This window comes from Microcystis sp. M49636_WE2 (assembly GCF_030065375.1).
Classification (GTDB): Bacteria; Cyanobacteriota; Cyanobacteriia; order Cyanobacteriales; family Microcystaceae; genus Microcystis; species Microcystis aeruginosa_C.
The window spans coordinates 1-2,063 of the sequence record NZ_JASJFG010000307.1 but is presented as its reverse complement, the minus strand read 5'-3'; the positions used below and the strand labels follow the sequence as shown (position 1 = coordinate 2,063).

Sequence of the window (2,063 nt, the reverse complement as noted above, 5' to 3'; positions counted from 1 at the left end):
CAATGTCATCATCTCATCATTTAAGTAGGTAGGCGTTAAAAATTATCAGACACCACCCTTATCAAGGGGGGACTATAGGGTAGGGTTGATTCATGAATCAACCCTACTATGAATCAACCCTAGTACTAAGGGGGGATCGAACCTAAAATCCATTTTTAATTTAATTATAACCAGCTACTTATTCATCCCATGGGGAGAATTTGAGGTAAATTGTACTGTATTTAAACTGGGTAGGGAGCATTTTAATACAAATGTACGGAACTTAGTCACTCCCCACCCCGTTAACTTAAGTTTCAGCGCCATGATTATAATTAGGGAATGATAGAAATTCTTAGGCAATAGGATCACATCAGTGTTGATAAATCATCTTTTCTTCGGCGCTTTCCTACCCCTTGATACTCTCCTGTCCACCCAGGGGATTATGGTTATGCTCCTGGCCGCTTATGCTTTAGCCATGTGGATGTTTCTAACTAGCGCCCCAAAAGTTCATACAATCATGGTGACAGATTTGGAGACAGCCCGACAATTTTATGAAGGACTTTTAAATTTGCCCACGGCCGATGTCCCCCTCCATTACTATTACAATTATGAGCAGACGATGGGCAATAATATGATTGACCCATTTTATATGTCTAGTAATCCGGTTGTGACTACTGCCAACACTTCTTTGGGAGATCAACCCCAGGGTTTATGGTATCAGTTAAAGAAAAATACCCAACTGCACATCGTTAGTGGGGCAACCGCAGGTTATAAGGATCGTCATCGTCACGTTTGTTTTGATCACGATTGTTTAGAACAAATTCTGATGCGGGTGGAATCACGACGCTTAAAGTATAAGGTTCGTCGCAATAAACCTTTAAATTTTTTGGTCAAAGATAATGCTGATCGCGTGATTGAAATGGCCGAAGTCTCAAATTAGTTAACGGTAATTTGATTGGGGGCAACCATAACGGTAAATAACTAAACTATGAATGCTCAACTGCTCACAATCGTTTTAATTTCCTTAGGGGTAGGTATTGGTTTAGCCATCCTACTCCTGATTTTAGTCAAGTTAAGACGCTGCAACCAACAGGTAAATAGTATCGTCGATTATCACTCTCTCATCGGTTTAATCGGAGTTGTTCAAATCCCCTTCGATAAAAATAGCAAGGGAAAAGTGCGAGTTAATGTCGGAGATAGTCTGATCGATATAGTAGCGATAACAGAAGGGGAAGAACAATTTAATGTCGGGGATCAAGCATTTATTCTCAGTTGCACAGACAATAAAGTTTTAGTCATTGCGGAAAAGTATATCAGAGGCGATTTGTAATTTCTTCTAAACCAAAGGGTAACTAACTATGAATAGTCAAAATAATTCCTATCTCATCCAAATCAATCCCAATCAATACGACAACAATAATAACAATAGTGCTGGCAATTTATTATTGAATAGTGTTCCCATTGCTTTATTGATATTTCTGGGTATTGGTGCGATTTGGTTTATCAATTCTTTTTTGTGTATTTGTAAACCCAATGAAGTAGTCATCCTGAGTGGGATGAAACGCAAATCAAAAGATAGACAAGATGCAGGTTATCGAGTAGTATCGGGGGGTCGGGCGATTCGTATTCCAATTTTAGAAACCGTTAAACGTATGGATGTCACCACAACCCCGATCAGAATTGAGATTAAAAATGCCTATTCTAAGGGCAATATTCCCTTGAATATAGTGGCAATTGCTAACGTGAAAGTTAGTTCTAAACCTGAAATAGTCGGCAATGCGATCGAACGTTTTTTAGATCGAGATCGAGAAGAAATTATTCGCGTAGCTAAAGAAACTTTAGAAGGAAACTTGCGGGGTGTAGTCGCAACAATGACCCCAGAACAAGTGAACGAAGATCGCCTAAAATTTGCCGAAAGTATTACCAGTAACGTCAGTCAAGATCTGTTTAAACTCGGTTTAGAAATTGATACTCTCAAAATTCAAAATGTTGCCGATGACGTGGATTATCTTAACTCCCTCGGACGGGAAAGAATCGCTTTAGTCATGCGTGATGCTGAAATTGCTGAATCAAATGCCCTCAAT

Annotated in this window: 3 protein-coding genes; all 3 read left to right on the top strand. The window is 39.3% G+C overall.

Annotated features, from left to right (window positions below; all coding sequences use genetic code 11):
• Positions 1–352 precede the first annotated feature (352 nt).
• Entirely contained in the window at positions 353–919 is a 567-nt protein-coding gene (locus PX484_RS07460) for a hypothetical protein (RefSeq protein ID WP_004163849.1), read from the top strand.
• 48 nt (positions 920–967) lie between these two features.
• The gene (locus PX484_RS07455; protein WP_004163848.1) at positions 968–1,309 is read left to right on the top strand and encodes a hypothetical protein; all 342 of its coding nucleotides are present in this window, start codon (positions 968–970) and stop codon (positions 1,307–1,309) included.
• A 28-nt stretch (positions 1,310–1,337) separates the two neighbouring features.
• Positions 1,338–2,063 (top strand): flotillin family protein (locus PX484_RS07450; protein ID WP_288103319.1); only part of this gene is annotated, 726 nt, incomplete at its 3' end.